The organism is uncultured Thiodictyon sp. (assembly GCF_903828115.1).
In the GTDB taxonomy this organism is placed as follows: domain Bacteria; phylum Pseudomonadota; class Gammaproteobacteria; order Chromatiales; family Chromatiaceae; genus Thiodictyon.
The window spans coordinates 1-1,993 of sequence record NZ_CAIKKU010000207.1 but is presented as its reverse complement, the minus strand read 5'-3'; the positions used below and the strand labels follow the sequence as shown (position 1 = coordinate 1,993).

The 1,993-nt window shown below is 65.4% G+C and carries 2 protein-coding genes and 1 pseudogene; 2 read left to right on the top strand and 1 reads right to left on the bottom strand.

What is annotated here, in order from left to right; genetic code table 11:
* Positions 1–488: pseudogene (locus QZY48_RS07645) on the bottom strand (ribulose 1,5-bisphosphate carboxylase); the annotation flags it as partial.
* A 256-nt stretch (positions 489–744) separates the two neighbouring features.
* Between QZY48_RS07645 and QZY48_RS07640 the strand changes: the two are divergent.
* Together QZY48_RS07640 and QZY48_RS07635 are read left to right on the top strand one after the other, a co-directional pair.
* Complete coding sequence (locus tag QZY48_RS07640; protein ID WP_295429763.1) at positions 745–1,707, top strand: LysR family transcriptional regulator; 963 nt, start codon at positions 745–747, stop codon at positions 1,705–1,707.
* 145 nt (positions 1,708–1,852) lie between these two features.
* Positions 1,853–1,993 (top strand): 1-deoxy-D-xylulose-5-phosphate synthase N-terminal domain-containing protein (locus tag QZY48_RS07635; RefSeq protein ID WP_295429766.1); only part of this gene is annotated, 141 nt, incomplete at its 3' end.

Sequence of the window (1,993 nt, the reverse complement as noted above, 5' to 3'; positions counted from 1 at the left end):
GCGATGAAGCCGCCGTCCTTCATCGGGCGGCCGAGGATGCGCCACAGGTCGGTGATGTCCATAGCGGGGCCGTCGAACAACTGGATAGCACGCTCGGGCATGTAGAAATCGTAGATCTTGCCGTGCTCGATGTCGCCCATGCCCTGGTTGTTGCCGATGACCAGCGTCAGGAAGGACACGATCATCATGCGCCCGTCGGTCATGTTCCGGTCGAACAGCTCGATCGGATAGGCGATGCGCATATCCTCGGTCGCCTCGTCGATGTAGTAGACCAGCGCGTCGACCCCCTTGGTGAAGTCGTCCGTGGTGGAGACCTCGACGTTGGTGCCGGTGGAGGACTCGGCGGCGAAGTGCGCGGCGGCCTCCAGGTAGCCGTGACCGGGCTTGGGCTTCATCCGGTAGGCGACGAGGATATGCTTGCCGCCCGCGATCAGGTCGGCTTCGGTCAGGCTGAGGTCGGAGTAGCGCGCGGACTGGTCAAGCGACATGGATTTTTTTCCTGGAGGGTTAAGATAGCCGGGATCGTTTCAGTGGTGCGGGGGGCCAGCCGTCCGGCCCGGTGGGTCGCAAAGGCGCCGCGCATCCACTGAGCCGGTAAATTACCTGGATTTTTAGCATAAGTACATTCTAAGTATTTTATGGATCAGATAAGCTAAGGCTTATGTCTGGGCGTGCGCGTGCCGGCGTGGGAGACAGTCCTCGCGCGCGTCGACGGGCCGCCCTCCCCACCACTGGAGAACATCCATGCACCTGACCCTGCGTCAGCTCCGGGTCTTCGAGGCGGTCGCGCGGCACCTGAGCTACACCCGCGCCGCCGAGGAATTGCACCTGAGCCAGCCGGCCGTCTCCATGCAGGTCCGCCAGTTGGAGGAGGCGGCGGGGCTGCCGCTCTTCGAGCGCCTGGGCAAGGGGATCGGCCTGACCGAGGCCGGACGCGAGGTCTACACCTACAGCCGCAGCATCAACCGCTCGCTCCAGGAGATGGACGAGGTCATGCAGTCCCTGAAGGGCGTCAACCGTGGCCGTCTACATGTGGCCGTGGCCAGCACCGTCAACTATTTCGCCCCGCGCCTGCTGGCGGTTTTCCACCTGCGCTACCCGGGCATCACCCCGCGGCTGGACGTGACCAACCGCGAGACCCTGATGCGCCTGCTCGACAGCAACAGCATCGACATCGCCGTCATGGGGCAGCCGCCCACCGACATCGACGTGGAATCCGAGTCCTTCATGGAGAACCCGCTGGTGGTCATCGCCCCGCCCACCCACCCCCTGGTCAGTGAGCGGCTGATCCCGACGGCACGCCTGACGGGTGAGGTCTTCGTGATGCGCGAGCCGGGCTCCGGGACCCGTCAGGCGATGGAGCGATTTTTCAAGGAACAGGGACTGACCATCCGCCACGGCATGCAGATGACCCGCAACGAGGCGGTGAAGCAAGCGGTCCGCTCCGGGCTGGGACTCAGCGTCGTCTCCCTGCACACCATCGAACTGGAGCTGGAGACCAGCCGCCTCAAGGTCCTGGACGTGGTGGGCTTCCCGCTGGCGCGCAAGTGGCACCTGGTCTACCGGCGCGGCAAGCGGCTCTCGCCCGCCGCCCGTGCCTTCCGTGACTTCGTGGTCCAGGAGGGGCCGCGGATCGCCGCCCCGGCGCCCTTGTCGGCTGCCGAAGTGACGCCAAGCGCCACACCCGACACCTACCTGGGCCATTGAGCAAGCCGCAGGAACTTAGACAGGGCGTAGACCCTGCGACCCCTGCAGTTATGTTCAACTGTGCCCCGCCGGGGCTGTTGGACTACACTAGGACGCTACCGTCGGCCACGACCGACCGGCGCCGCTAGCGAGACCACCGACCACTATGCCTCACCGGCACCCGCTGCTCCATTCCATCGACAGCCCCGCGGACCTGCGCGCCCTCGCCGAGCCCCAGTTACAGCAACTCGCGGGCGAACTGCGCAGTTTCCTGATCGACTGTGTGTCACAGACCGGCGGCCACCTG

Coding starts and splice junctions, on each gene's coding strand:
- QZY48_RS07640 (WP_295429763.1), top strand. CDS start 745: ATGCACCTGACCCTGCGTCAGCTCCGGGTCTTCGAGGCGGTCGCGCGG.